This window comes from Pseudomonas lyxosi, assembly GCF_047758685.1.
GTDB lineage: Bacteria > Pseudomonadota > Gammaproteobacteria > Pseudomonadales > Pseudomonadaceae > Aquipseudomonas > Aquipseudomonas lyxosi.
Window position 1 is genome coordinate 6,527,275 of sequence record NZ_CP180481.1, and the last position, 24,225, is coordinate 6,551,499.

Annotated in this window: 27 protein-coding genes; 14 read left to right on the forward strand and 13 right to left on the reverse strand. The window is 60.2% G+C overall.

The features are described from left to right. Positions 1-99: 99 nt before the first annotated feature. The 6 genes from rluB to ACMXYI_RS29985 all read right to left on the reverse strand — a co-directional run bounded on the left by rluB (position 100) and on the right by ACMXYI_RS29985 (position 5,173). On the reverse strand, positions 100-1,380 hold the full coding sequence (rluB, locus tag ACMXYI_RS29960; RefSeq protein WP_415770689.1) for a 23S rRNA pseudouridine(2605) synthase RluB: 1,281 nt from the start codon (positions 1,378-1,380) through the stop codon (positions 100-102). 155 nt (positions 1,381-1,535) lie between these two features. Continuing rightward, entirely contained in the window at positions 1,536-1,727 is a 192-nt protein-coding gene (locus ACMXYI_RS29965; protein WP_415770690.1) for a DUF1289 domain-containing protein, read from the reverse strand. Positions 1,728-1,849: 122 nt separating this feature from the next. Next, positions 1,850-2,833: an SMC-Scp complex subunit ScpB gene (gene scpB / locus ACMXYI_RS29970; RefSeq protein WP_415770692.1), complete on the reverse strand. Its 984-nt coding sequence runs from the start codon at positions 2,831-2,833 to the stop codon at positions 1,850-1,852. An 11-nt stretch (positions 2,834-2,844) separates the two neighbouring features. After that, a complete protein-coding gene (locus tag ACMXYI_RS29975) occupies positions 2,845-3,666 on the reverse strand; it encodes a segregation and condensation protein A (protein ID WP_008156118.1) in 822 nt (273 codons plus the stop codon). Further along, a complete protein-coding gene (locus ACMXYI_RS29980; protein ID WP_033056081.1) occupies positions 3,667-4,296 on the reverse strand; it encodes an L-threonylcarbamoyladenylate synthase in 630 nt (209 codons plus the stop codon). It abuts the gene before it with no gap. 13 nt (positions 4,297-4,309) lie between these two features. After that, a complete protein-coding gene (locus tag ACMXYI_RS29985; RefSeq protein ID WP_046046431.1) occupies positions 4,310-5,173 on the reverse strand; it encodes a PHP domain-containing protein in 864 nt (287 codons plus the stop codon). A gap of 87 nt (positions 5,174-5,260) precedes the next feature. Between ACMXYI_RS29985 and ACMXYI_RS29990 the strand changes: the two genes are divergently transcribed. From ACMXYI_RS29990 to ACMXYI_RS30015, 6 genes are all read left to right on the forward strand, one after another. Continuing rightward, entirely contained in the window at positions 5,261-5,857 is a 597-nt protein-coding gene (locus ACMXYI_RS29990; RefSeq protein ID WP_283190230.1) for a septation protein A, read from the forward strand. A gap of 1 nt (position 5,858) precedes the next feature. Continuing rightward, a complete protein-coding gene (locus tag ACMXYI_RS29995; protein ID WP_008156126.1) occupies positions 5,859-6,158 on the forward strand; it encodes a YciI family protein in 300 nt (99 codons plus the stop codon). 110 nt (positions 6,159-6,268) lie between these two features. After that, on the forward strand, positions 6,269-6,682 hold the full coding sequence (locus tag ACMXYI_RS30000; protein ID WP_223433546.1) for a translation initiation factor 2: 414 nt from the start codon (positions 6,269-6,271) through the stop codon (positions 6,680-6,682). Between the two features lie 7 nt (positions 6,683-6,689). Further along, positions 6,690-7,367, forward strand: coding sequence for a response regulator transcription factor (locus ACMXYI_RS30005; RefSeq protein ID WP_027922300.1), 678 nt, complete (start codon positions 6,690-6,692; stop codon positions 7,365-7,367). A gap of 330 nt (positions 7,368-7,697) precedes the next feature. Beyond that, positions 7,698-8,147, forward strand: coding sequence for an LTXXQ domain protein (locus tag ACMXYI_RS30010; RefSeq protein ID WP_415770695.1), 450 nt, complete (start codon positions 7,698-7,700; stop codon positions 8,145-8,147). Between the two features lie 67 nt (positions 8,148-8,214). Continuing rightward, positions 8,215-9,549 carry a sensor histidine kinase gene (locus ACMXYI_RS30015; protein WP_415770697.1) on the forward strand — a complete coding sequence of 445 codons (1,335 nt, stop codon included), beginning with the start codon at positions 8,215-8,217 and terminating at the stop codon, positions 9,547-9,549. Positions 9,550-9,654: 105 nt separating this feature from the next. On the opposite strand, the gene ACMXYI_RS30020 is transcribed toward ACMXYI_RS30015, so the two are convergent. Then, positions 9,655-10,218, reverse strand: a complete 564-nt coding sequence (locus ACMXYI_RS30020; protein WP_415770699.1) for an NAD(P)H nitroreductase — start codon at positions 10,216-10,218, stop codon at positions 9,655-9,657. A 386-nt stretch (positions 10,219-10,604) separates the two neighbouring features. On the opposite strand from ACMXYI_RS30020, the gene ACMXYI_RS30025 reads away from it, so the two are divergent. After that, positions 10,605-12,059 carry a TrkH family potassium uptake protein gene (locus ACMXYI_RS30025; protein WP_415770700.1) on the forward strand — a complete coding sequence of 485 codons (1,455 nt, stop codon included), beginning with the start codon at positions 10,605-10,607 and terminating at the stop codon, positions 12,057-12,059. Here the strand turns inward: ACMXYI_RS30025 and ACMXYI_RS30030 are convergent. Further along, positions 12,016-13,077 carry an AraC family transcriptional regulator gene (locus tag ACMXYI_RS30030; RefSeq protein WP_415770701.1) on the reverse strand — a complete coding sequence of 354 codons (1,062 nt, stop codon included), beginning with the start codon at positions 13,075-13,077 and terminating at the stop codon, positions 12,016-12,018. The two genes, ACMXYI_RS30025 and ACMXYI_RS30030, sit on opposite strands and share 44 nt — an antisense overlap. A 160-nt stretch (positions 13,078-13,237) precedes the next feature. Between ACMXYI_RS30030 and ACMXYI_RS30035 the strand changes: the two genes are divergently transcribed. Together ACMXYI_RS30035 and ACMXYI_RS30040 are read left to right on the forward strand one after the other, a co-directional pair. Continuing rightward, entirely contained in the window at positions 13,238-13,549 is a 312-nt protein-coding gene (locus ACMXYI_RS30035) for an Mpo1-like protein (RefSeq protein ID WP_415770703.1), read from the forward strand. A gap of 27 nt (positions 13,550-13,576) precedes the next feature. Continuing rightward, positions 13,577-14,167 (forward strand): HD domain-containing protein, encoded by a 591-nt coding sequence (locus ACMXYI_RS30040; protein ID WP_415770704.1) that lies wholly within the window; start codon positions 13,577-13,579, stop codon positions 14,165-14,167. A 93-nt stretch (positions 14,168-14,260) separates the two neighbouring features. On the opposite strand, the gene ACMXYI_RS30045 is transcribed toward ACMXYI_RS30040, so the two are convergent. Next, a complete protein-coding gene (locus ACMXYI_RS30045) occupies positions 14,261-15,076 on the reverse strand; it encodes a UDP-2,3-diacylglucosamine diphosphatase (protein WP_415770706.1) in 816 nt (271 codons plus the stop codon). 136 nt (positions 15,077-15,212) lie between these two features. On the opposite strand from ACMXYI_RS30045, the gene ACMXYI_RS30050 reads away from it, so the two are divergent. Then, the gene (locus ACMXYI_RS30050) at positions 15,213-15,977 is read left to right on the forward strand and encodes a helix-turn-helix transcriptional regulator (RefSeq protein WP_415770708.1); all 765 of its coding nucleotides are present in this window, start codon (positions 15,213-15,215) and stop codon (positions 15,975-15,977) included. Positions 15,978-16,051: 74 nt separating this feature from the next. Next, positions 16,052-16,945, forward strand: coding sequence for a DMT family transporter (locus tag ACMXYI_RS30055; RefSeq protein ID WP_415770710.1), 894 nt, complete (start codon positions 16,052-16,054; stop codon positions 16,943-16,945). Here the strand turns inward: ACMXYI_RS30055 and ACMXYI_RS30060 are convergent. The 4 genes from ACMXYI_RS30060 to recQ all read right to left on the reverse strand — a co-directional run bounded on the left by ACMXYI_RS30060 (position 16,939) and on the right by recQ (position 21,858). Beyond that, the gene (locus tag ACMXYI_RS30060; protein ID WP_033055915.1) at positions 16,939-17,226 is read right to left on the reverse strand and encodes a SelT/SelW/SelH family protein; all 288 of its coding nucleotides are present in this window, start codon (positions 17,224-17,226) and stop codon (positions 16,939-16,941) included. The two genes, ACMXYI_RS30055 and ACMXYI_RS30060, sit on opposite strands and share 7 nt — an antisense overlap. A 32-nt stretch (positions 17,227-17,258) precedes the next feature. Beyond that, positions 17,259-19,049, reverse strand: coding sequence for a FimV/HubP family polar landmark protein (locus ACMXYI_RS30065; protein ID WP_415770712.1), 1,791 nt, complete (start codon positions 19,047-19,049; stop codon positions 17,259-17,261). A gap of 128 nt (positions 19,050-19,177) precedes the next feature. Beyond that, positions 19,178-19,612: a MarR family transcriptional regulator gene (locus ACMXYI_RS30070; RefSeq protein ID WP_415770714.1), complete on the reverse strand. Its 435-nt coding sequence runs from the start codon at positions 19,610-19,612 to the stop codon at positions 19,178-19,180. A gap of 119 nt (positions 19,613-19,731) precedes the next feature. Next, positions 19,732-21,858, reverse strand: coding sequence for a DNA helicase RecQ (gene recQ / locus ACMXYI_RS30075; RefSeq protein ID WP_415770716.1), 2,127 nt, complete (start codon positions 21,856-21,858; stop codon positions 19,732-19,734). Positions 21,859-22,270: 412 nt separating this feature from the next. Here recQ and ACMXYI_RS30080 point away from each other — a divergent pair, with 412 nt between their 5' ends. From ACMXYI_RS30080 to lapG, 3 genes are all read left to right on the forward strand, one after another. Further along, positions 22,271-22,858, forward strand: a complete 588-nt coding sequence (locus ACMXYI_RS30080) for a YecA family protein (RefSeq protein WP_008156162.1) — start codon at positions 22,271-22,273, stop codon at positions 22,856-22,858. A gap of 10 nt (positions 22,859-22,868) precedes the next feature. Further along, positions 22,869-23,264, forward strand: coding sequence for a YbaN family protein (locus tag ACMXYI_RS30085; RefSeq protein ID WP_415770718.1), 396 nt, complete (start codon positions 22,869-22,871; stop codon positions 23,262-23,264). 232 nt (positions 23,265-23,496) lie between these two features. After that, a complete protein-coding gene (lapG, locus tag ACMXYI_RS30090; RefSeq protein WP_415770720.1) occupies positions 23,497-24,204 on the forward strand; it encodes a cysteine protease LapG in 708 nt (235 codons plus the stop codon). The last annotated feature ends 21 nt before the right edge of the window (positions 24,205-24,225 follow it).

The window sequence follows — 24,225 nt, forward strand, 5'->3', positions numbered from 1 at the left end:
CGTCCCTTGAGGCATTCCCACGCGGAGCGTGGGAACGATCAGCCAGACCAAAAAAAACGCCAACCCGAGGGTTGGCGTTTTTTATGCGGCGCTTACCGATTACTCAGGCTTGCGACGACCGAAGCCCGGGCGCTGGCCCGAACCGGCTGGCGCACCACGGCGTTTGCCCGATGGCGCGTCCTTGTCGACCAGGACGATGCCTGGACGCTTCTTCGCCGGAGCCTTGGCCGGGCGCTTGGTGTCGGAAGGACGATCTGCCACTGGCGTACCGCGACTCGAATCACCACGAGGAGCACCGCGATCGCTACGACCACCGCTAGGCGCACCACGGCCTTCGCCGCGCTCGGTGCGACCGTTGGCCGGACGCGGCGTGCGTGGACCGCGCTCGCCATCAGCGCGTGGCGCTGCTGGTTTGCGGGCTGGACGCTCGCCTTCGATTTGCGGTTCACGGGAGTCACGCGGTGTAGCAGCGGTCTGGTTACCGATGGCTGGACGCAACGAACGCACGCGCTCGGTCTTGCCCATTGGACGCGACGATTTACGCTGCATGCGGTCGAGCTTGTCTTTGCTCTTAGCGTTCATCTGCGGCATGGCCACAGGCGTCAGGCCCACTTCAGCACTCAGAATGTCGACTTCGTACTGGCTCATTTCGCGCCAGCGACCCATCGGCAGGTCGGAGTTGAGGAACACCGGACCGAAACGCACGCGTTTCAGACGGCTGACCACCAGGCCCTGGGATTCCCACAGACGACGAACTTCGCGGTTGCGACCTTCCATTACCACGCAGTGGTACCAGTGGTTGAAACCTTCGCCACCTGGCGCCTGCTTGATGTCGGTGAACTTGGCCGGGCCGTCTTCGAGGACGACGCCTGCTTTCAGACGCTCGATCATCTCGTCATCGACTTCACCACGCACACGTACCGCGTATTCACGGTCCATTTCGTAGGAAGGGTGCATCAGGCGGTTGGCCAGCTCACCGTCGGTGGTGAACATCAGCAGGCCGGTGGTGTTGATGTCCAGACGACCGATGTTGATCCAGCGACCTTCTTTCGGGCGCGGCATCTTGTCGAAAACGGTCGGACGGCCTTCCGGATCAAGGCGGGTGCAGATTTCGCCGTCCGGCTTGTTGTACATGATCACGCGGCGTACCGACTCGGCGGCTTCTTCGCGCTTGATCACCTTGCCATCAATGGTGATGGCGTCGTGCATGTCGACGCGCTGCCCGAGGGTGGCGTCTTTGCCATTGACCTTGATGCGGCCGTGGCTGATCCAGGCTTCTACGTCACGGCGCGAGCCGACGCCGATACGGGCGAGGACTTTCTGCAGTTTTTCGCCTGCTGGGCCGATTTCCTGGTCGTCTTTCTGGTCGTTGATACTCATCTGGGCACCTCCCGGTGTGGTCTGTTCAGGCAGCTCTGAAGTGAGGGTCCTGAAGAGTTGAAAGCTGGTACTTGGGCAAAGGGATCGCCGAAGGGTCGCGAATCATACGCTCATGGGAGCGTTTGCGCATCAGAGACTAGCTGATGAATGGAGAGTTATTTGTTTTTCCGCCGACCGGTGGCGCCGAGCTTGATTAGCCTGAGCGACGCTTCGGCGAGAACCGTGCGTTTGTCGTCCTTGTCGAATTTCTTCCATGCCTTGATCTCGCGCTTGCTGCGGCCGCAGCCGACGCAGATGTCGTCGGTGAATTTACAGACGCTGATGCAGGGGTCTTTAGTTGAACTCATTTTTTCACTCCGCTCGTTCCCACGCTCCGCGTGGGAATGCATCCCGTGACGCTCTGCGTCACAGCGGACGCGGAGCGTCCGTAGCGGCATTCCCACGCGGAGCGTGGGAACGATCTGTCAGGTTAATCGTCTTCGAATTCGCGGCGTTCGGCCTCGATCGCTTCGGCGAGGGCCCGGACTTCGGCTTCTTCGTCGGTCAATTCGGGCTCGGGTTTCGGTTGTTCAAGAGCGGCGACAGCAGCCAGGAGTTTTTCGCGCGCTTCGGCAACGCCAAGCACATCATCTTCCTGCTCTTCTTCGACTGTGGCTTCTGGTTCTACCTGAAATTCAACTTCGATCTCGGGCTCAGGCTCAGGCTGATCCAACACCTCTTCGGAATCCGTCACCGCGCTATCGCGCAGAATGTCGTCGAAATCGGTCTTGAGCCCCTCCTCCATGGTATCCAGCTCCAGCAACAACGTGTGGAAACTGGTTTCTTCCTTCGGCTCTTCCGGCTCGGCGCTGGCATCTGCCAATTCCTGTAACCCGGCAGGCACTGGCGCATCGTCGAAATCGAGCACTGGATCAGGCTCAAGCTCGCGCAATTCGGCCAGCGGTGGCAAATCGTCGAGGTTTTTCAGGTTGAAGTGATCGAGAAAAGCCTTGGTGGTCGCGAACATCGCCGGCTTACCCGGCACGTCGCGGTAGCCGACGATGCGGATCCACTCGCGCTCCAGCAAGGTTTTGACGATGTGACTGTTGACCGCCACGCCCCGCACGTCTTCGATCTCGCCCCGGGTGATCGGTTGGCGATAGGCGATCAGCGCAATGGTTTCGAGCATGGCGCGGGAATAGCGCTGAGGCCGCTCTTCCCACAAACGTCCTACCCACGGCGAGAACTTTTCACGGATCTGCAAGCGATACCCGGAGGCCACTTCCTTCAGCTCGAAGGCGCGGCCGTCGCAGGACTTGGCAAGAATCGTCAGGGCTTTCTTGAAGACTGGCGGCTCCGGGCGCTCGCCCTCTTCGAAGAGTTCGAACAGGCGTTCAAGCGATTGCGGTTTTCCCGAGGCCAACAGAAAGGCTTCAAGCAATGGCGCCAGCTCGCGGGGTTCAGTCAGGTTCATGATTCAACTCGTTATTCGGCTCGGGCCCGCACGTGGATCGCTGCGAACGGCTCATTCTGCACCAGCTCGACCAAGGATTCCTTGACCAGTTCAAGGATCGCCATAAAGGTTACCACCACCCCCAGACGTCCTTCCTCAGCGGTGAACAGCTCGGCAAAGGGCACGAAACCGCCGCCCTTGAGGCGCTCCAGCACGTCGCTCATGCGTTCGCGGGTGGACAGTGCCTCGCGGCTGACCTGGTGACTTTCGAACATGTCGCCACGGCGCAACACTTCTGCCATGGACAACAACAGCTCTGAAAGACGCACGTCTGGCAACAGCTTGCGCGCCCGGGCTTCCGGAGCGTCGAGTTTGGGGACGACCACGTCACGACCCACACGGCTCAGGCCATCGATGCCTTCGGCTGCAGCCTTGAAGCGTTCGTACTCTTGCAAGCGGCGGATCAGTTCAGCGCGAGGATCGTCTTCTTCGGCCTCAATCGTTTCGGCACGCGGCAGCAGCATCCGCGATTTGATCTCGGCCAGCATCGCGGCCATGACCAGGTACTCGGCGGCCAACTCCAGGCGCACCGATTGCATCAACTCGACATACCCCATGTACTGACGGGTGATTTCCGCCACCGGGATGTCGAGGATGTTGATGTTCTGTTTGCGGATCAGGTACAGCAGCAGGTCGAGGGGGCCTTCGAAGGCTTCGAGAAAGACCTCAAGCGCATCCGGCGGAATATACAGGTCCAGCGGCATTTCCATGACCGCCTGGCCATAGACCATCGCGAAGGGCAGCTCTTGCTGGGCTCCGGCCTGACTGTCGACAACGGGTTCTACTGCAGACATCTACGCCTCGGCCATGAACGGCGTCGGGTCGCCGCAACCGACGCGGATCACTTCCGGCTCGCCGTCGGCGAGGTTGATCACGGTGGACGCCTTGATCCCGCCGAAACCGCCGTCGATGATCAGGTCGACCTGATGCTCGAGCAACTGACGCATTTCGTAAGGATCGGTCATCGGGTCTGTGTCGCCGGGCATGATCAGGGTCACGCTCATCAGCGGTTCGCCGAGCTCTTCCAGCAGCGCCAGGGCAATCGGATGGCTTGGCACGCGCAGGCCGATGGTGCGTTTTTTCGGGTGCAACAACAGTCGCGGGACTTCGCGGGTGGCGTTCAGAATAAAGGTGTAAGGCCCCGGCAGGTGAGCTTTAAGCAGGCGGAAGGTGCCGGTATCAATCTTGGCAAACAGTCCCAGTTGCGACAGGTCGCTGCAAATCAGCGCGAAGTTATGCTTTTCGTCCAGCTGTCTCAACCGGCGCACGCGCTCCACGGCATTCTTGTCGCCGATCTGGCAACCAATGGCGTAGGACGAGTCTGTGGGATAAATCACCACCCCGCCGCTGCGGATGATCTCGACAGCCTGTTTGATCAGGCGCGCTTGCGGGTTTTCCGGATGAATCTGGAAAAATTGACTCACATTCTCTACCTGTTCAGACGGCGGCAATAATTGGGTCATGTTTGAATCGACACCACAGTGGTGGCAGATCCTCCGGGAGCGGGCGGTACTCACCGATCTCGGACCAGCCTCCAGGGCCATGAAAATCACTGCCGGCGCTGACCAGCAGACCGAATTCACGGGCGAGAATCGCCAGGCTGCCCACTTGCTCGGCGGGCTGATGGCCATTGACCACTTCGATAGCGTGGCCCCCTGCTTGAATATAGTCGGCAATCAGCCGGCGACGTTTGCTGCGAGTGAAATCGTAGTGCCACGGATGGGCCAGGCTGACCCAGGCCTTCGCGGCCCGCAGGGTTTCGACCGTGTCTTCCAGGGTCGGCCAGTGCTGCTTGACGTCCCCCAGCTTGCCGGCGCCCAGCCATTTACGGAACGCTTCGGCGCGGTCCTTGACGAAACCTTCACGCACCATCCAGTCGGCGAAATGCGGGCGGGCCGGCGCATTGCCGCTGTCGCCCAGCTCCTGCTGGATGGCCCGAGCCCCTTCGAGCGCGCCCGGCATGCCTTTAAGCGCCAACTTGCGACTTATTTCTTCGGACCGTAACCAGCGACCATCGTGCAATTTTGCGATGGCCTCGACCAACGGTGCAGCGTTGACGTCGAAACCATAGCCCAGCACGTGAATGGTCGCGCCGCCCCAGGTGCAGGACAATTCGACGCCGTTGACCAGTTGCATCCCCAGCGCAGTCGCCGTGCTGCGGGCCTCGTCGAGGCCCTCGAGGGTGTCATGATCGGTCAAGGCCAGGACTCGCACGCCTTTCTCGAACGCACGCGCAACCAGTACTGCTGGCGCGAGAGCGCCATCGGAGGCCGTGCTATGGCAGTGCAAATCAACGTTCACGGGGCTTTTTTACCTCAAATCAGCTGGCGCTATCGCGCGCCCATATGTTTGTTATTATGCCGCCACATCCTGCTTCTGGCTGCCACTGTGAAACAATTCATCGATTTCATCCCGCTTCTGCTGTTCTTCATCGTCTTCAAACTCGATCCACGGGTCGTCGACATCGCCGGTCACGAGGTAACTGTAGGCGGTATTTACAGCGCCACCGCCATGCTGATCATCAGCTCCCTGGTGGTTTACGGCACGCTGTTCATCAAGCAGCGCAAGCTCGAGAAGAGTCAGTGGCTGACCCTCATCGCCTGCCTGGTCTTCGGCAGCCTGACCCTGGCGTTCCACAGCGAAACCTTCCTGAAATGGAAAGCCCCGGTGGTGAACTGGCTGTTCGCCCTGGCGTTCATTGGCAGCCACTTCGTTGGTGAGCAACTGCTGATCAAACGCATCATGGGCCACGCGCTGACCCTGCCGGAGCCGGTCTGGACCCGTCTGAACATCGCCTGGATCGGGTTCTTCCTGTTTTGCGGTGCCGCCAACCTGTTCGTCGCGTTCACGTTCCAGGAATACTGGGTCGACTTCAAAGTCTTCGGCAGCCTGGGCATGACGCTGTTGTTCCTGGTTGCCCAGGGCATTTACCTGTCCCGCCACCTGCACGACGCCGATACCACCACGCCAAAAACCGAGGACTGACATGCTTTACGCAATCATTGCCACAGACGTCGCCAACTCCCTGGAAGCCCGCCTGGCCGCACGGCCTGCACACCTTGAGCGCCTGCAAGTGCTCAAAGGTGAAGGGCGCATCGTTTTGGCCGGCCCACACCCGGCGGTCGACAGCAATGATCCGGGCGCTGCGGGTTTCACCGGCAGCCTGATCGTCGCCGAATTCGATTCCCTGAGCGCCGCCCAGGCTTGGGCCGACGCTGATCCGTATATCGCTGCAGGCGTCTACGCCAACGTTTCGGTCAAGCCGTTCAAGCAAGTCCTGCCGTAATATCCCTCCAGCGCGATGAACCTTATCGGTTCATCGCGCTCTCAACGCTCATTATTCTCGTTTACCGGCCGACAACCTGCCCAATACTCGTATTGGAATCAGGAGTGGCGATGCGCAAAGGTCCGTTGTGTCTGATGTTGGTGACGTTGTCGATTGTGGCCCCTGCCCACGGTGAAGAAAGTGCCGAGGGCGGTAATTCCACACCGCTGTCCCTGAGCGCCGGCAGCCAGATCACCGAGTTACAACAGCGCTTGAAGGTAAGCGAACAGCAACGAGAAGTACTGAGCAAACAACTGCAGAATACCGATGCCGAACGCGAAAGCGCTCAGCTGAGCCGGTTGCGCCAAGAGAATCAGCGTCTCAAGCTGCAACTCAAGGAAGCCCAGGCCAGCAGCCCGCTGCCGCGTCTATTGACCGATCAGCAACAGTGGTTCGTCATCGGCGCCGCAGTAGCGCTATTGGCGCTGCTCTGCGGTATCTTCGCCAGTGGTGCCACCAGAAAACGTAGGCAATGGCTAAATTGAGTGAGTCATGAGCGAGCTGTTATTAATTGATGATGACCAGGAGCTGTGTGAGCTCCTGAGCAGTTGGCTGAGCCAGGAAGGCTTCCAGGTCCGCGCCTGCCACGATGGTCAGAGCGCCCGTCGCGCACTGGCCGAAACGTCGCCGGCAGCCGTGGTACTGGACGTGATGCTGCCGGACGGCAGCGGCCTGGAACTGCTCAAGCAATTGCGCAGCGATCACCCCGACTTGCCGGTGCTGATGCTCTCGGCCCGCGGCGAGCCGCTGGACCGCATCCTCGGCCTGGAACTCGGCGCCGACGATTACCTGGCCAAACCGTGCGACCCACGGGAACTGACAGCCCGCCTGCGCGCCGTGTTGCGCCGCAGTCATCCGGCTGCAGTCTCCAGTCAGCTCGAACTGGGCGACCTGTGTTTCAGCCCGGTGCGCGGCGTGGTCAGCATCGATGAACAGGAATTCACCCTCACCGTCTCCGAAAGCCGTTTGCTCGAAGCCCTGCTCAAGCAACCCGGCGAGCCGCTGGACAAACAGGAACTGGCGCAAATCGCCCTCGGCCGCAAACTGACGCTGTACGACCGCAGCCTGGACATGCACGTCAGCAACCTGCGCAAAAAGATCGGCCCGCACCCCGACGGCCGCCCACGCATCGTGGCCCTGCGTAGCCGCGGTTATTACTACAGCCTCTGAACCCTAGCGCGAACCTTCGTAGCAGCTGTCGAGCCCCAGCGAGGCTGCGTTCGGCTGCCCAGCAGTCGTAAAAACCAATCACCTCGGTGCTTCAGTTGAACTGCGCCGACAGGGTTTACGACTGCTTCGCAGCCGAACGCAGCCTCGCAGGCTCGACAGCTGCTACACCGGTCATGTTTGGTCAATGAAATCGGCGAAAGTGTTGGATTTGTCAGGAAGGTCCAAATTCGTCTTTACCCAAGCTTTACGCTCCGCTGACCGCCGCTGACCTTGATCTCCGTAATCTGTACTCATCCGGAACGTACCGGGAACGAGACAAGGAGATTCACCATGCGCAAGACTCTTATCGCTCTGATGTTCGCTGCCGCCCTGCCGACCGTTGCCATGGCCATGCCTGAAGGTGCCGACCCGATGGGTGGCCCGATGGACGGCTCACGCCATGGCGGTCAAATGCACGGCATGCACGGCAAAGGCCCGTACAGCCAGCTGGACCTGAGCCGCGAACAGCGCGAGCAGATCCGCAAAATCATGGGCGAGCAGATGCATGAGCGTAAGCAAGTGGTCGACAAGTACCTGGAAAAACTCTCGCCAGCCGACCAGAAAGCCATGAAAGATGAAATGGCGGCCAACCACAAGAAAGCAGAAGCTGACGTGCGTGCCTTGCTGAAACCGGATCAACAGAAGCAATTCGACGAGATCCAGAAAAAACAGGCTGAGCGTCGCGCCGAATGGGCCGAGTTCAAGGCCTGGAAAGCGCAACAGCCGCAAAAGGCGCAATAATGTTCTAGCGTCATATCACAGCCCAACGGTTAATCGCCGTTGGGCTTTCTTTGCTTGAGGATTTTCTGTGCGCTCATTGTTCTGGCGTATTCTGGCCAGCTTCTGGTTGGCCATCGCTCTGGTTGCAGGGCTCTCCATTCTGCTGGGGCACATGCTCAACCAGGACGCGTGGATTCTCAGCCGCCATCCCGGCCTCAATACCTTGGCCGAACAGTGGACGCAAACCTACGAGTCACAGGGTGAAGACGCGGCCCAGGACATTCTGGAACAGCGCAAGCGCCAGTATCACATCGACGTTCAAGTGCTCAACGAGAGCGGCGATCCGGTGGTGCGCGGTACTTTCCCACGCCGTGCGGCGGCCTTCGAAGCTCGGCAGAACAACGATGATCGACGCTTGCCGTGGCGTCGTCTGACCGCGGAATACACCAGCGAAAAAACCGGCGACACCTACCTGCTGATCTATCGAATTCCGCACCCGGAACTGGACTCATGGCACCGCGAAAGCCTGCTCTGGCCATTAAGTGCACTGGGTATCGCGCTGGTGGTCCTGACCTTGTTCAGCCTGTTCGTGACGATGTCCATTACTCGCCCACTCAACCGCTTGCGCGGCGCGGTGCATGATCTGGGGCAAACCACCTACCAACAAAACAGCCTGGTAAAACTGGCCAACCGCCGCGATGAGTTCGGCGTGCTGGCCAATGACTTCAACCGCATGGGCGCGCGCCTGCAAAGTTTGATCGGCAGTCAGCGGCAGTTGCTGCGGGATGTGTCCCATGAACTGCGTTCACCGCTTGCCCGGCTGCGTATCGCGCTGGCTCTGGCCGAGCGGGCGAACCCTGAAGAACGGGAAAAACTCTGGCCGCGCCTCACTCGGGAGTGCGATCGACTGGAAGCGCTGATCAGCGAAATTCTGGTACTGGCACGGGTCGATGCCGACAACGCCAGCGCTGAAGAGGTTGATCTCAATGCGCTGCTCAACACCCTGCAAAAGGACGCTCAATTGGGTTCCCCGGAGCAGAACGTGCACCTTGAGGCCGAGCCGCAGCTGAACCTTAAAGGCTGGCCGACCATGATCGAGCGCGCCGTCGACAACCTGCTGCGCAATGCTCAGCGGTTCAATCCGGTGGGGCAAGCGATTGAAATGCAGGCGGTGCGTCAGGGTGAGCGGATTGTGGTCAGTGTGCGTGACCATGGGCCGGGCGTAGAGGCTACGCATTTGAGCCAGCTGGGTGAGCCGTTCTATCGGGCGCCGGGGCAGACGGCGGCTGGACATGGTTTGGGATTGGCGATTGCACGCCGTGCGGCGGAACGGCACGGCGGGAGCCTGGTGCTGGCCAATCATCCCGACGGCGGGTTTATCGCCAGTCTCGAATTGCCGTTGGTGCCGGGAGTCGCCTCTTAAATCGTTCCCACGCTCTGCGTGGGAATGCCTCAAGGGACGCTCCGCGTTCCAATGGGACGCAGAGCGTCCCGGGCTGCATTCCCACGCAGAGCGTGGGAACGATCCTTACGCGGCTGGCCAGGCGCTGACGAATTCAGCCAGATCGACTTTCTCCGCCACGCGCGGTTCCTTCTGCGGCGTGCCGAGGTAAAGAAACGCGATCACCTCTTCCCCTTCCGCCAAACCCAAGCCCTTCGCCACATGCGCCGAATACGCCAGTTCACCCGTGCGCCACACCGCGCCAATCCCTTGCGCATAAGCCGCCAGCAAAATCCCGTGAGCCGCACAGCCCGCCGCCAGCAGTTGTTCGGACTTCGGATATTTAACGTGATCCTGCAACCGCGCGATCACCACAACCACCAGTGGTGCGCGCAGTGGACCGTTACGCGCCTTGTCCAGCGCCGCCTCGGACACCTCACTGTCCTGCAACTTCGCCGCTTCGGCCAGCAACTCGCCCATTTGCTCGCGCGCCGCGCCTTCGACTGTCAGGAAGCGCCAAGGCTGCAAGTGGCCATGGTCTGGCGCTCGCATCGCAGCGCCAAACAACACTTCGCGTTGTTCTGCGGTCGGTGCCGGTTCTATCAGTCGAGGAACGGAAACACGGTTGAGCAAAGCGTCGAGAGCCTGCATCGGCCACCTCCTGAAAAAAATGTGAAGCTATTCTAGGGCCTGCCATCAATTATTGCCTGCGCCGCGTTGTTGCCTGGAAGCGGGCCAGGCAAGACGCAGTCCGCCGGTAATGGTCGTTCCCTTGCCAAGGACTGCAACGCAGCCTGGCCCGCGTCCAGGCACAACCCGAAGGGCCGGGCCTGCTGTTGTGCAGGGCTGCGTTGCTCGGAGCTTATTTGGAATGACCAAACTACGCTCCTCGCGCCTTGCCCTGCACAACAGCAGACCCGGCGCGGCACAGGCAATAATTGATGGCAGGCCCTGCAACCACCTCGGGAGTGCCGGTTTACATAGCAGGCCCCACAGGTAGAATGGCGCCCTTCCCTATTTCAGCCCGAGCGGACTTCATGGCGTTGCCGACCTTACGGACTATTGGTTTCATCATCGGCATCTTCCTGATCACGCTGGCCATCGCCATGGTCGTGCCCATGGCCACGCTGGTGATTTTCGACCGCACCAGCGACCTGCCGTCGTTCCTCTGGGCGAGCATGATTACCTTTGTCGCCGGCCTCGCGCTGGTCATCCCCGGTCGCCCGGAACATGTACACCTGCGTCCGCGAGACATGTACCTGCTGACCGTCAGCAGCTGGCTGGTGGTGTGCATCTTCGCCGCGTTGCCGTTCCTGCTGACCCAGCACATCAGCTACACCGACTCGTTCTTCGAAAGCATGTCCGGCATCACCGCCACCGGTGCGACGGTGCTCACAGGCCTGGACAACATGTCTCCCGGCATCCTGATGTGGCGCTCATTGCTGCACTGGATCGGCGGCATCGGCTTTATCGGCATGGCGGTAGCGATTCTGCCCTTGTTGCGCATCGGTGGCATGCGGCTGTTTCAGACCGAGTCGTCGGACCGTTCCGAAAAAGTCATGCCCCGTTCACACATGGTGGCGCGTTTGATTGTTGCGGCCTACGTCGGCATCACCATTTTCGGCAGCCTGGCGTTCTGGTTGGCCGGAATGAGCCCGTTCGATGCGATCAACCACGCGATGTCAGCGATTTCCACCGGTGGTTTCTCGACCTCCGACCAGTCTCTGGCCAAGTGGCCGGAGCCTGCAGTGCATTGGGTCGCGGTCGTCATCATGATTCTTGGTGCCCTGCCGTTCACCCTGTATGTAGCGACCTTGCGCGGTAACCGCAAAGCACTGATCAAGGATGAACAGGTTCAGGGGCTGCTCGGCATGTTGCTGGTGACCTGGCTGGTGCTCGGCACCTGGTATTGGTGGACCACCCAGCTGCATTGGCTGGAAGCCCTGCGACATGTGGCGCTGAACGTGACCTCGGTGGTCACGACTACAGGCTTCGCGTTGGGGGACTACAGCCTCTGGGGCAATTTCTCGCTGATGCTGTTCTTCTATCTGGGCTTTATCGGCGGTTGCTCGGGCTCAACCGCTGGCGGGATCAAGATTTTCCGCTTCCAGGTCGCGTACATCCTGCTCAAGGCTAACCTTAACCAGCTGATTCACCCGCGCGCGGTGATCAAGCAAAAGTACAACGGTCACCGCCTCGACGAAGAGATCGTGCGTTCGATTCTGACCTTTTCATTCTTCTTCGCCATCACCATCTGCGTCATCGCGCTGCTGTTGTCGCTGCTGGGCGTGGACTGGATGACCGCCCTCACCGGCGCGGCCGCCACGGTGTCCGGCGTCGGTCCGGGACTGGGCGAGACGATTGGCCCGGCGGGCAACTTTGCCACCCTGCCGGACGCCGCCAAGTGGATTCTCTCGTTCGGCATGCTGCTGGGCCGACTCGAGATTATTACGGTGTTTGTTCTGTGTATTCCGGCGTTCTGGCGTCACTGACAGGAGCAGGCGTGCCCATCAGCCGCGCCCGGTACTCGCCCGGGGTGGCGTCGAACCAGCGGCGGAAAGCGCGGAAGAAGTTGCTCGGATCGGCGAACCCCAGCAGGTAGGCAATTTCCAGCAGGGTCATGGTCGGCTGCGCCAGGTATTGCTCGGCCAGTTCACGCCGGGTGTCATCCAGCAATGTTTGAAAACTCGTGCCCTCTTCCTGCAAGCGTCGTTGCAAGGTGCGTTGCGACAGGTGCAGCGTCTGCGCCACGGTATCGCGCTTGGGTTCGCCCTGGGGCAGCAAACGGCACAGCACCTGTCGCGCCTTGTGAGTCACGCGACTCTCGGAAAACCGCGCCAGGTATTCACCGGCAAACCGGTCATGCAACAGCGCCATCGCCTCATTGGCGGTAGGCAGCGGTGCTTCCATGTCAGCGCGTTCGAAGATCAAGGCGTCATAAGGTGCGTTGAACACCAAAGGCGCATGGAAGGCTTGTTTATAGGGTTCGAGATCGATGGGCTGATCGCCCTGCACCAGCACCTTGCGCGGCTGCAGGGTGCGTCCGGTCAACCAGCCGCACAGCGCCAGGGCACAGGCCAGTGACGCTTCGGCACTTTGCCGGGTCGGTGGCAGATGGTCGCCGTGGACCGTCAGAATCAGCGCGTAGCCTTCTTCCAACAATCGGAAACTCAGGTCGGCACTTTCCGCAATGATCCGCTGATAGCGCACCAGCCGTTGAAAGCCTTCAGCCAGGGTCTGGCTGGACATCAACGCGTAGCCCGCCACATGGAAGGAGGCCGGTCGCACCACCTTGCCCATGTTCAGGCCAATCGCCGGGTTGCCGGACAGCTCAACCGCGCGCTGCCACAGGCGTGTCATGGAATCTTGCGGGAAGCGCGCGTCCGGATCATCCAGTGCCGCGTAGTCGAGCCCCAGCTGCTTGAACAGAACCCGGCAATCCAGGCCGTCCATCTCCAGTGCTTTGACAATCCCCATCGCCCAGCTTGCAGAAGTCGTTCGTTCGCTCATGTCGTCCACTTACATGATGAGCCGCATGCTACGGCCAATTTCCGAAGGATACTAAAGTGGCGCCCATTGTCACTGGCTGATGCCAATGATCACTCTAGACTCAAATAAGGTACCCGCAGAACAACTTGCCGCCAGAACAATAACCACAGAGATCGCAGTCGTGGAAAACATCAAACGTTTCAACAGCTTCGCTGAGTTTTACCCGTATTACCTCAGCGAACACAGCAACAGCACCTGCCGACGATTGCACTTTATCGGCACGACGCTGGTTATTTTCATCCTGGCCCTGACCATGGGAAAAGGCGCCTGGCTGCTGTTATGGGCCCTTCCACTGGCGGGTTACAGCTTCGCCTGGGCCGGGCATTTCTTCTTCGAGAAGAACCGTCCCGCGACCTTTCAACATCCGTTTTACAGCCTGCTCGGCGATTTCGTCATGTACCGAGACATGATTCTGGGTCGCGTGCCGTTCTAGGCGCAATGAACCACAGGAGGACAGCCGATGAATGCCAACGCCCGTTTCACCCACATGCAGGACGGCACGCAGGAAGACTGGGCGATCATCGCCGCAGATTTCAGTGCCTATGCGAGGCAATTGCCGACTCGGATTGTGGCGCACCTGAAATTACTGGAGGGTGATTTTGGCGGCTTCCCGGTGGATCGTCTGACCCATTCCCTGCAAACCGCCAGCCGTGCCTGGCGCGATGACCGCGATGAAGAATACGTGGTCTGCGCGCTGCTTCACGACATCGGCGACACCTTGGGTTCCTACAACCACCCGGACATCGCCGCAGCGATTCTCAAGCCGTTCGTCAGCGCCGACAACCTGTGGATGGTCGAGAAGCACGGAATTTTCCAGGGCTATTACTTCTTCCATCATCTAGGGATGGACCGGCATCTGCGCGAGCAATTCAGCGGGCATCCGCAGTATCAGGCGACCATTGAGTTTTGCGCCAAATATGACGCAGCGGCGTTTGATCCGGCGTATGACACGCTGCCGCTGAGCTTCTTTGAACCGATGATGGAACGGCTGTTTGCGCACCCCAAGCATTCAATTTACAAAGCGGCGATGGAAGAACACGCGCCGGCTTAAGATCAAAAGATCGCAGGCTTCGCCAGCTCCTACATGGAAACGCGATCCCCCTGTAGGAGCTGGCGAAGCCTGCGATCTTTGCTTTTTTGCGGCCTACGCCGGCTCTGCGACTTTCGCCAACTTCAACTCGGCCTCCCGCGCCTGGGCATCCGCCAATCGATACAACTCGATCGATCCGTCCCAATGCTCGATCAGAGCGGTGCACGACTCCACCCAATCCCCGCAATTGAGGTAATCCACCCCGCCGACCTTGCGAATTTCGGCATGGTGAATGTGCCCGCATACAACGCCGTGCAACTCGCGTTTGACGCATTCGTGAGCGATGGCTTCTTCGAAATCGCTGATGAAGCTGACCGCGGTTTTGACCTTGTGCTTGAGGTACGCCGACAGCGACCAGTAACCATAGCCATAATGGGCACGCCAATGGTTGAGCCAGCGGTTGAGGGTCAGGGTGAATTCGTAGGCCGAGTCACCGAGAAAGGCCAGCCAGCGGTGATACCGGGTGATCACATCAAACTGATCGCCGTGGATCACCAACAGATGCCGACCATCGGCGGTCACGTGCACCGCCTCGTCCACTAATTGGATATTGCCCAGAATCAGCTTCGAATAGCGGCGCAGGAATTCGTCGTGGTTGCCGGTGACGTAGATCACCTCGGTGCCGCGCTTGCTCATGGTCAGCAAGCGGCGGATCACATTCGTGTGCGCCTGCGGCCAGTACATGCCGCCGCGCAGCTTCCAGCCATCGATGATGTCGCCGACCAGGTAGATCTTGTCCGCGTGGTAGCCCTTGAGAAACTGCGACAGGTGTTCGGCCTGGCAATCCCGGGTGCCCAGATGCACGTCGGAAATCCACAAGGTCCGCACACGTTGTTTACGACTGGGTTTGGCGAGCTCGGCGCTGGTCATGGGCAACCCTCTGCAAAAGTTTTTGCAACTTTGCGCCGGTCGGGTTAATTGCCCATGACAGTGGCGAGTCAGTCCTGTGACAGCGCCCCACGATTGCCCTCGGTGTAGACTGGCACCCTTGCCTGGGAGACCTGCGATGAGACCGATCCTCACGCTACGCCAATACACTCATGACCTGATCGTCCATAGCCACGACCACGCGCAGCTGGTGTTCGGGCTGTCGGGTGCGCTGGATTTCGAGGTCGACGGGCATGGCAGTCAGGTGGTTCAACAGAGTTTCGTGGTGGTGCCGTCCGGTTTCCATCACGCCTGCGGTAGCGCCAACGGCAGCCGTTGCCTGGTGCTGGATGTGCCCAGCGACCAATGGGTTTCTCAATCCCTGGGGGATCACGCCGAAGCCAGTCGTCGTTTACTCGACAACGCCGGTCGCCTGTCGCTGGATGCAGGGCAAAGCCAATTGGTCAGCTGGTTAGCCGGCAGTCAGGTCAGCGATCCACTGATCGCGCAACAAGGCGCGGTGTTGCTGCTGGCCAGCCTCAACAACGCCAAACCCGAGATCGTCGGCGGTCGGCGCCTGCCTTATGCGGCGCTGAATGCGCACATCGATCAGTACGCCGCCTATCCGCTGCAAGTGGCCGACCTTGCCCGCGTGGCCGGCCTGTCCAGCGCTCGGCTGCATGCACGATTCGTTGCTGAATGCGGGCAGACGCCGATGGATTACATCCGCAGTCGACGGCTCCATATCGCTGTGGGACTGCTGCGGGATTCGCCATTGCCCATCGGCGAGGTTGCCAGTCGAGTGGGTTACAGTTCGCAGAGTGCATTTGCTGCAGCGGTGTTGCGGGAGTTTGGCGCATCACCTGGCAAGTTGCGCCGAGAGGCTGGCGACAAAGGACGATAGTCTGGCGACAGACACAACGGGAAGTTGCGCGGTTCAATGTAGGACCTGGCTCTATACGTTTTTCAAGGATTGCAATGACTCCCCGTACCGCCCTTGGCGCCCTGCATATCGGCGCACTGATGTTCGGCCTGACCGGTGTCTTCGGCAAACTGGCTGCAGCCTCCCCCGCCGTCATCGTCTTCGGGCGTGCCGCGTTTGCTGTGCTGGCGTTGGCCGTTTTTGCACGGTTCGCCAGCCATACCCGCTGGCAGAGACTCGAGGCTGTGGACTGGCGCCGACTGTTGCTCAGCGGCTTACTGCTGGCCGGGCACTGGGTGAGTTTCTTCATCGCAGTGAAGGTCGCAGGCGTGGCAATTGCGACCCTGGGTTTCGCCAGCTTCCCGGCGTTTACCGTGATCCTTGAAGGGTTGATCTTCCGCGAGCGAATTCGCGCCAACGAAATCCTGCTGGTGGTGCTGGTCAGTGTCGGGCTGGTGCTGGTCACCCCTGATTTCGATCTGGCCAGCGGCGCCACAATTGGTTTGCTGTGGGCGGTGGGCTCAGGTTTGCTGTTCTCTCTGCTATCGCTGACCAACCGTGCCAGCTCCGGGCGAATCCCGGCGGTGCAGGCGGCGCTGTGTCAGAACGTGGTGGTCGCGTTGTGCCTGTTACCGGTGGCGGCACCGCAGTTGAGCGAAGTGCGCGCCATCGACTGGTTGTGGATCGGTCTGCTCGGGGTGTTCTGCACCGGCGTCGCTCACAGTCTGTTTGTCGCCAGCCTCGCCGTGATCAAGGCGCGGACTGCGGCAGTGGTGTTCGCCCTTGAGCCGGTTTACGGCATCACCATGGCCTGGCTGCTGTTTGATGAAAATCCGACGCTGCGCATGCTGCTCGGTGGCGCGTTGATCATCGTGGCGATCGTGGTCTCCAGCCGACTCTCGGGCGGCTCAAGCAAGAAGGTCGTTGCGGCAGAAGCCGCCTCTCACTGAGTGCGGTCGTTGTGCCCCAGGTCGCGGTCCGGATCAATTTGATCGCGGACCCGCTGCTTCAGCACTTTGGCCTCAGGGAAACCGCCATCAGCCTTGCGCTCCCAGATCTGCACATCGTCACAGAAAATGTGAAACACCCCTCCGGTGCCAGGCACCAGCGACACTTTGCCCAAGTCGTCACCGAAGGTGCTGAGCAGTTCCTGGGCCAGCCAGGCAGCACGCAACAGCCACTGGCATTGCGTGCAATACGTGATGATGATTTCCGGTTTGCGTGCAGTCATGATCGGCGAAACTCCTGAGCCAGAGGGCGCCGCTATGATAGCCCGGCGAGCAGGTTCCGGGCGGTCTGCTTAAGCGGCTCGTTACCTTCCTTGAGCAACTCGTTGAGCAGTTCGATGGCGCTGTCCACATCGCCGTCATCAATGCAGGTCTGGGCTTGCTCCAGTTTGTCGGCGCTGCTCGGCTCGGCTGGTTCCAGGTTCAGCGGTTCCAGTTCCAGCGACTGGTCGGGGTCGCCGAACTCGTTGAGAAAGGTGTCATCCAGAGACTGCGAATCTGGCTCGGCGACCCATTCAAGCTCGGGCTCGTCCAGCGTCGAGTCGTCGGGCATTTCAAATACCTCGGGCAAGACGTGCAGGTTCGAGACAAACAGCGGCTCGACCGGCTCGGATTCGCTCGATGGCTTCGCGGCGGACGGCGAGTGTTCAAAAGGGCTGATCAAGTCCCAACTCGAATCCATCGACAGGTCATCCAGGTTCAACTGGAATTCATCCCTGGGCACTGCTTCGGGTATCGCAGCCTTGGAGAGAGTGATTGGCGCTGCGACGGTCAACGCTACCGCACTGCTCAATTTCGGGTGTCGGGCGCGAATAGTCTTAAGCTCTTGCAGGTCGTATCCGGCGTCACGCAGGTTGTTTTCCTGTGTTTCATAGGCGGGTACGTCACCCTGTTTACCCAAGACTTCCAATAGCTGAACGGCCAGATCCGTGCGTTGCGGCTCCTTGATCAGCGCCTCTCGCAACAAACCGGCCGCTTCGGAAAAACGGCCATAGGCCAGATAGATATCAACCCCTTCAAGCACATCGCCTGCGGGCGACTCTTCACCCGATTCAGTTGCCGGTTGCAACTCTGACGATTGGGCAACCGGTTCTGCCGTGCGATTGAGCACCGGTTCATGCCGTGACGGCAAAACAGGTAAAGCGTCGGGCAATGCCTGAACCTGTTGTCGTTGACGCCGAACGAACAACCCCAGCAACACCAGAGCCACCACCGCCAACAACCCGAAAATCAGCCCCCAGTTGGTAGCCGCAGGCTCTTCAACAATGGCCGGCGCGGGAGCCACAACGGCGGGTGCAACCGGCTCCGCCGCTGCGGTCTTGATTTCCGCCAATTGGGTTTGCAGTTCAGTCACCTGCTTTTTCTGACCGGCGACCTGCTCTTCCTGGGCCTGAAGCTTCGCAGTCAATTCATCGATGGTTGCTTGCAGCTGCTGGTTCTGCAGCACGCTGGCGGCCAGTTGTTCGGCAATGGGATCACTCACAGGCGCTGCGGCAGGTTGATCGACGCGAGGAGCAGGGGGCTTTTTGCCCTTCGCCGCAGGTGGCTGCGCAACGGCCGGCTCAACCGTCGGGAATCCGGAGGACTGAACGTCGGTCACCGGTTCGTCAGTGACGGGAACAATCCCCGGTGAACCCGGCGGATCGATAAGCACCGTGTACTCGCGCAGCACGCGCCCGTTGGGCTGATTGAGCTGCACCAGGAAATTCAGGAAAGGTTCATTGACCGGTTTGCTGGAGCTCACCCGGATCAGGCTGCGGTTGCCGCGCAGGATCGGCGTGAATTTCAGATTATTGAGGAAGAACACCCGATCGACGCCGGCGCGGCTGAACTCGTCCGCTGTCGCCAGGCTGACCGAGAGTTCGCCCTCCTCCAGACCTGCGGCATCTTCGAGTGCGATGTCGGCGCGAAACGGCTGATTCAGCGCCGAATGCAGGGTGATATCACCCAGGCCCAACGCGGGCGCCAATGCCGAGTAAGTGACAGCACCACCGACCAGAAGCAGCCTGGCGCAACACCGTAAAGCCATATGCCAACTCTCGAGCATGAGCATCCCTTAGATAACCAGAACAATCTTGTACGCGTTCGCACATCCGGTACGAACACGATATTGCCAAGTAGTTCTTTATAGTCTGCCCAACGGGGTATCTCAAAAGTCCTGGGTGCGTTTATACCTCAAGACTTTTCCAGGTTGGCCAGAATGTGCCCGTGGACACGCATGCAGACCTTCAAATCCGCCTCATCGACGCCGTCGAACAACTCGTGGCGCAGTTGGGTGGCAATGGTTTCAATTTGTTCGATCAAGGGAAGGGCCGGGGCACAGAGGACGATTTTCTTCGCCCGGCGGTCTTCCAGCACCGATTGACGTTGCACCAGTCCCTGGCCTTCGAGGCTGTCGAGCAGACGAGCCAGGGTCGGCCCTTCAACGCCGACGCTCTGCGCCAGTTCACGTTGGGTCGGGGCATCATCAAAACGCGCCAGGTGCAGCAGCACCAGCCAGCGCGCCTGGGACAGACCCAGGCCAGCCAGACGGCGATCCAGTTCGGCACGCCAGCCGCGCGACATCTGGGCCAGTTGCATGCCAAAGCGGTGTTGGTCGGTTAACGGCATAAAACACTCATGATTAGACTGAAATAAAGAAAAACTAATTATTAGTCAGCTAAGCATGACCCTTGGTCCGAGGCAAGGCTTGCTCTGTACTGAATCGTTACATCTATGGGGCAGATCACCTAAATCTCGAATTCGGATTGCAGCGCCGCCCGAACACAGTACAAAACGCCTTCCGGCACTCTCCCGGCGAACAGTGCGGTAATCTCCGACACCGGCGGTAATTCGCCCTCGCCGTCAAGGAACGCGTCCTGGATTTCGCCCATCAACTCTTCGGGCAGATCCAGCGCTTGCTCCAGCGACAACTGCTGCTTGCCAATCGCTTCGGCGAGCAGTGTGTAGACGTTCTTTTCCGAGCATTGCAACTGACCGGCGATCTGCAACGGTGTCATACCGGCGCGGGCCAGGGTGATCAGTTCGTGGCGCAGGTCGGCCACCACTTTCGGCGCCTCGACTTGCCCGCCGAGGACTTCGAGGAAGGCCTCGCCGTACCGCTCCAGCTTGCGCGCGCCAACGCCGCTGACCGTGGCCATTTCCGACAGCGAGGTCGGTTGGCTGCGGAGCATTTCCAGCAGTGTCGAGTCGGGGAAGATGACGTACGGCGGCACGCCATGCTCTTCGGCGAGCTTGCGGCGCAGGGCGCGCAGGGCTTCCCACTGTTCGCGTTCTTCGCCGCGAACCAGTTGGCTCGCCTGGCTCTTGCTGCTTTTGGCCGTGGTTTGTGGCTTGAGGTCGCGACGCAGTTCCAGGGTCACTTCGCCCTTGAGCAGCGGTCGACAAGTGTCACTCAAGCGCAGGCCGCCGTAGCCTTCCAGGTCGATGTCCGCCAGACCGCGGGCAACCAGCTGACGGAACAAGGAGCGCCATTCGCTCTCGCCCATTGCTTTGCCAACGCCATACACCGACAGATGTTGATGGCCGAAGCTGCGAACCTTTTCGTTGTCCTTGCCCAGCAATACATCGACCAAATGCCCGACGCCGTAGCGCTGGCCGGTGCGGTAGATCGCCGAAAGTGCCTGACGCGCCGGTTCGGTGGCGTCCCAGGTCTGCACGCCATCGACGCAGTTGTCGCAATGGCCGCACGGCTCGGGCATGTCTTCGTCGAAGTAGGCCAGCAGCGTCTGGCGACGGCAGCGGGTTTCTTCGCAGAGCGAGAGCATGGCGTCGAGCTTGTGCTGCTCCAGACGCTTGTGGCGCTCGTCGCCCTCGGAGTTCTGCAACATCTGCTTGAGCATCACCACGTCTTGCAGGCCGTAGGCCATCCAGGCGTCTGCCGGCAGACCGTCACGGCCGCCGCGACCGGTTTCCTGGTAGTAAGCCTCAAGGGATTTTGGCAAGTCGAGGTGAGCGACAAAGCGCACGTTGGGCTTGTCGATGCCCATGCCGAACGCCACGGTGGCGACCATGATCAGGCCTTCCTCATTGAGGAAGCGCTTCTGGTGGTGAGCCCGGGTATCGTTGGGCAGACCGGCGTGGTACGGCAGCGCCGGGAAGCCTTGCTCGCTGAGGAACACCGCCACTTCGTCGACTTTCTTGCGCGACAGGCAATAGACAATACCGGCATCGCTGCGCCGTTCGGCGAGGAACGCCAGCAACTGCTTGCGCGGCTGCTCTTTGGGCACGATGCGATAGAAGATGTTGGGGCGGTCGAAACTCGACAGGAAGCGCTCGGCATCCTGAAGATGAAGGCGGTCGACGATTTCTTCCCGGGTACGCTTGTCGGCGGTCGCGGTCAGGGCGATACGCGGGACATTGGGAAACAATTCCGCCAACTGGCCCAGTTGCAGGTATTCGCGGCGGAAATCGTGGCCCCATTGGGATACGCAGTGGGCTTCGTCGATGGCGAACAGGGAAATCTCAAGACTTTGCAGGAACGCCAGCATTCGTGGCTGAACCAGACGCTCGGGCGCGAGATAAAGCATTTTCACTTCACCGCGCTTGATCCGTGCCGCCAGATCGCGCTGCTGCTCGGCGCTGAGCGTGGAGTTCAATGCCGCCGCAGCGACGCCCAGCTCTTCGAGGGTGGCGACCTGGTCGTCCATCAGGGCGATCAGCGGCGACACCACCACCGCCAGGCCTTCGCGCAACAGCGCCGGTACCTGAAAGCACAAGGACTTGCCGCCACCGGTAGGCATCAGCACCAGGGCGTCGCCGCCACTGGCCACGCGCTCAATGATTGCACCCTGACGGCCACGGAAACTGTCGTAGCCGAAGATGTCCTTGAGGACGCGTTGAGCCTGTTCGAGCATAGAAACTCCAAAAATCACAAAAACATCCCTGCAAGGCTGGTTCAGAACCGCGAAGGCTGCACCGACAAATCGTAAGTGCGCATTGCATGACGCTTTACATTTCAGCCACGACGCCTGCAGGGCATCACAAAACGCGGGAGTATACCCGACCCCTCCCCTGCAAAGGGTGCCGCTGATAAGGCACACAAGGACAAACACTGCGCAACCTGTGGGAGCGGGCTTGCCCGCGATGGCGGCGTGTCAGGCGATAAATGTATTGGATGTTCCAGCCTCATCGCGGGCAAGCCCGCTCCCACAGGGAATTGCGGTGCTCCATACTCCTGCATGGGGCCAAAAATGCCGCGCGGCTGGCCCAAGCGCTCAAGAAGGCCTAGAATTCCCGCATCTGTTTAATTCCCAAGGTAGCCCTTTAATGTCCTTCGCTGAGCAACTAACCCGCCTGCAAGTCTTCCTCGACGCCGACGAACTGCATGACGAGGCGCTGGACTACGTGGCCGCCCACGGCTACCTCACTGCGCTGTCGATCTGTTCCGAAACCGTTCCCGACCGTGAATGGATCGACGCCCTCTTCGCCGAAGAACCGCATTACGCCGACGACACCGAGCGTGAAGCGATTGAATCCACCCTGCTGGCCCTCAAGGCTCACATCGCACGCCAACTGGCGTCCGATGAAGAGTTTGAGCTGCCTTGCGACCTGGACCTGGGCGAAGAGCCGGATGACTCCGACCTGCGCGGCTGGTGCATCGGGTTCATGGAAGGCGTGTTCCTGCGCGAAGCAGCCTGGTTCGAAACCGCCGAAGACGAAGTCAGCGAAATGCTGCTGCCGATCATGGTCGGTTCGGGTCTGTTCGACGAACAGCCTGAGTTCGAAGACATCGCCAAAGACGCCAACCTGATGGACGACATGATCGTGCAGATCCCGGAAGCCCTGACCGCGCTGTACCTGCTATGCCAGGCGCCAGACGAAAAACCGGCGATCCTCAAGCCTCGTCACCACTAAGGTTTTGCCTATGGACAACCCCATAGGCAACCGCTCCCTGATGTTGCGTTACGTACTGCTGGCCATCGGCTGGCTGAGCGTAGCGCTGGGGGTAATCGGGATTTTCCTGCCGGTGTTGCCCACCACGCCCTTCCTGCTACTGGCGGCCGCCTGCTTCGCCCGCAGTTCGCCGCGTTTCTATCATTGGCTGGTTGAACATCCGCGGCTTGGGCCGTGGGTTCGCGATTACCTGAGCGGCAACGGCATCCCGCTCAAAGGCAAGGTCTACGCCATCGGGTTGATGTGGGTGAGCATCCTGCTCTCCTGCTATCTGGTGCCCCTGCCGTGGGCGCGGGGGTTCATGCTGACCAGCGCCGTGCTGGTGACGATCTACATCCTCAAACAGAAAACCCTGCGCAAATCCTGAAAACGCCACAATCCCTGTAGCAGCTGGCGAAGCCTGCGTTCGGCTGCGAAGCAGTCGTGAAATCAGGCGGCGCGGTCTTCCAGTTAAATCCGGGACTCAGGATTTACGACTGCTGCGCAGCCGAACGCAGGCTTCGCCAGCTGCTACAAGTCCGCGTACCAACCCGACGATCAACCCTCCCTTTCAAAAAACACCGCCTAGACTTCAGGCATCTGCACCCGAGCGGCCAGACATGTCCCGCAGTCCGCGTAGTCCAGGATGGTCAACGCTCCGACTTCGGCTCGGCGGATGGCTGTTGCTGATCACTTTTCTGTTGGCCGGGCTGGGCAGTGTCTGGGCCAACTGGAGTTTTACGCAGATTCTGCAAACCGCCGAAGATCGCTACGGCACCCTCGGCCAGGGACGGGGACGGATCGAGGCCTGGAGTCAGATGCTGCAAAGCGAAGTCAACGCCCCCGAGCGCGAGCAACTGAACGCGGTCAATCGCTTCTTCAATCAGCAACTGAGCTTTCTGGACGACACCCGCATCTGGCACCAGACCGATTACTGGGCCACGCCCGTCGAATCCCTGATCAAGGGTTCCGCTGACTGCGAGGACTACGCACTGGCGAAATATTTCAGCCTGCGCTACCTGGGAATTCCCAGCGAAAAACTACGCATCACCTACGTGAAAGCCCTGACCCAGAACCAGGCGCACATGGTGCTGACTTTCTACAACAGCCCCACGGCCGACCCGCTGGTGCTGGACAACTTGATCGGCGAGGTCCGCCCCGCCTCCCAACGCAAAGACTTGCTGCCGGTGTACGCCTTCAACGCAGAAGGCCTGTACTTGCCGGGAGCCAATGGCGGCAAACGCAGCAGCGACTCGAAAAAACTGTCGCGCTGGCAGGACGTACTAAAAAAGATGCAGGCCGAAGGGTTCGCCGTGGGCGACGGCTAGCCACCTGAGCAAGGAGCGATT

Excerpts from the sequence above, each read along its gene's own strand:
- rluB (WP_415770689.1), bottom strand. The coding sequence starts at position 1,380 with ATGAGTATCAACGACCAGAAAGACGACCAGGAAATCGGCCCAGCAGGC.
- ACMXYI_RS29965 (WP_415770690.1), bottom strand. The coding sequence starts at position 1,727 with ATGAGTTCAACTAAAGACCCCTGCATCAGCGTCTGTAAATTCACCGAC.
- scpB (WP_415770692.1), bottom strand. The coding sequence starts at position 2,833 with ATGAACCTGACTGAACCCCGCGAGCTGGCGCCATTGCTTGAAGCCTTT.
- ACMXYI_RS29975 (WP_008156118.1), bottom strand. The coding sequence starts at position 3,666 with ATGTCTGCAGTAGAACCCGTTGTCGACAGTCAGGCCGGAGCCCAGCAA.
- ACMXYI_RS29995 (WP_008156126.1), top strand. The coding sequence starts at position 5,859 with ATGCTTTACGCAATCATTGCCACAGACGTCGCCAACTCCCTGGAAGCC.
- ACMXYI_RS30000 (WP_223433546.1), top strand. The coding sequence starts at position 6,269 with ATGCGCAAAGGTCCGTTGTGTCTGATGTTGGTGACGTTGTCGATTGTG.
- ACMXYI_RS30005 (WP_027922300.1), top strand. The coding sequence starts at position 6,690 with ATGAGCGAGCTGTTATTAATTGATGATGACCAGGAGCTGTGTGAGCTC.
- ACMXYI_RS30010 (WP_415770695.1), top strand. The coding sequence starts at position 7,698 with ATGCGCAAGACTCTTATCGCTCTGATGTTCGCTGCCGCCCTGCCGACC.
- ACMXYI_RS30020 (WP_415770699.1), bottom strand. The coding sequence starts at position 10,218 with ATGCAGGCTCTCGACGCTTTGCTCAACCGTGTTTCCGTTCCTCGACTG.
- ACMXYI_RS30025 (WP_415770700.1), top strand. The coding sequence starts at position 10,605 with ATGGCGTTGCCGACCTTACGGACTATTGGTTTCATCATCGGCATCTTC.
- ACMXYI_RS30030 (WP_415770701.1), bottom strand. The coding sequence starts at position 13,077 with ATGAGCGAACGAACGACTTCTGCAAGCTGGGCGATGGGGATTGTCAAA.
- ACMXYI_RS30040 (WP_415770704.1), top strand. The coding sequence starts at position 13,577 with ATGAATGCCAACGCCCGTTTCACCCACATGCAGGACGGCACGCAGGAA.
- ACMXYI_RS30045 (WP_415770706.1), bottom strand. The coding sequence starts at position 15,076 with ATGACCAGCGCCGAGCTCGCCAAACCCAGTCGTAAACAACGTGTGCGG.
- ACMXYI_RS30050 (WP_415770708.1), top strand. The coding sequence starts at position 15,213 with ATGAGACCGATCCTCACGCTACGCCAATACACTCATGACCTGATCGTC.
- ACMXYI_RS30055 (WP_415770710.1), top strand. The coding sequence starts at position 16,052 with ATGACTCCCCGTACCGCCCTTGGCGCCCTGCATATCGGCGCACTGATG.
- ACMXYI_RS30060 (WP_033055915.1), bottom strand. The coding sequence starts at position 17,226 with ATGACTGCACGCAAACCGGAAATCATCATCACGTATTGCACGCAATGC.
- ACMXYI_RS30065 (WP_415770712.1), bottom strand. The coding sequence starts at position 19,049 with ATGCTCGAGAGTTGGCATATGGCTTTACGGTGTTGCGCCAGGCTGCTT.
- ACMXYI_RS30070 (WP_415770714.1), bottom strand. The coding sequence starts at position 19,612 with ATGCCGTTAACCGACCAACACCGCTTTGGCATGCAACTGGCCCAGATG.
- recQ (WP_415770716.1), bottom strand. The coding sequence starts at position 21,858 with ATGCTCGAACAGGCTCAACGCGTCCTCAAGGACATCTTCGGCTACGAC.
- ACMXYI_RS30080 (WP_008156162.1), top strand. The coding sequence starts at position 22,271 with ATGTCCTTCGCTGAGCAACTAACCCGCCTGCAAGTCTTCCTCGACGCC.
- ACMXYI_RS30085 (WP_415770718.1), top strand. The coding sequence starts at position 22,869 with ATGGACAACCCCATAGGCAACCGCTCCCTGATGTTGCGTTACGTACTG.
- lapG (WP_415770720.1), top strand. The coding sequence starts at position 23,497 with ATGTCCCGCAGTCCGCGTAGTCCAGGATGGTCAACGCTCCGACTTCGG.